Source organism: Pseudoalteromonas sp. SG43-6 (assembly GCF_014164365.1).
GTDB classification, from domain to species: Bacteria; Pseudomonadota; Gammaproteobacteria; order Enterobacterales; family Alteromonadaceae; genus Pseudoalteromonas; species Pseudoalteromonas rhizosphaerae.
Map to the genome: position 1 here is coordinate 1 of NZ_JACJEZ010000144.1, position 861 is coordinate 861.

Genomic DNA, 861 nt, shown 5'->3' on the forward strand with positions numbered 1-861 from the left:
CTTATTCTCATTAAGCTTTGATCACGAAAATTACGCGATAATGATCACTTTTGTGTTCTTAATGATTTTGCCGATCAAAGCTTAATGCCACTCGTAACCGAGTTCACGTTTTATCATTTTTGTAGGTATGTTAAACCGTTATCTAAATCATTTGATGAGGATAACAATAATGTCAACAAGACCTATATCTATGAGTAAATTACATGCTATTTTACGGCTGAAATATTCAGCAAAATTATCCCATCGAGAGATTGCCAGAAGCTTAAATATCTCCCCTGGCACTGTGGCTAATTACGTTAAAAAGGCCAATGAGTTAGGGTTAAACCAATGGCCGTTACCTGACGATAAACAACACGGTACGTTTCTTAATACAAAAATCAGGGACTTCTCACCCCGTCAAAAAAGATACCCAACACCTGACTGGCTCACCATCAATAAGGATTTAAAGCAGCACAAACATTTGACGTTGCAGTTAGTATTCGATGAAATGCGTGAGAAAGTCGGTGAGCCTTATTACAGCTATAGCCACTTCTGCCGCGCCTATCGGGAATGGGTGGGGAAACAACGGTTGTCGATGCGTCAGCATCATAAAGGCGGTGAAAAGCTGTTTGTGGATTATTGTGGCCCCACGCTGACCATCACGTGCCCTACAACACAGGAAACACGACCTGCTCAAGTGTTTGTTGCCGTGCTCGGCGCATCAAATTATACCTATGCTGAGGCAACGTATAGTCAACAACTTGAAGATTGGGTGATGAGTCATGCCCGTTGTTTTGCGTTTTTAGGCGGTGTGCCTGAACTTGTTATTCCCGACAACTTAAAAAGTGCTGTTAGTAAACCCTGTCGCTACGAGCCTGATCT

General features: G+C 42.3%; 1 protein-coding gene. It reads left to right on the top strand.

Translation table 11 applies throughout. From position 1 onward, the window contains the following. Positions 1-169: 169 nt before the first annotated feature. On the top strand, positions 170-861 hold a 692-nt coding region (gene istA / locus H5201_RS22500), incomplete at its 3' end, for an IS21 family transposase (RefSeq protein ID WP_182785455.1).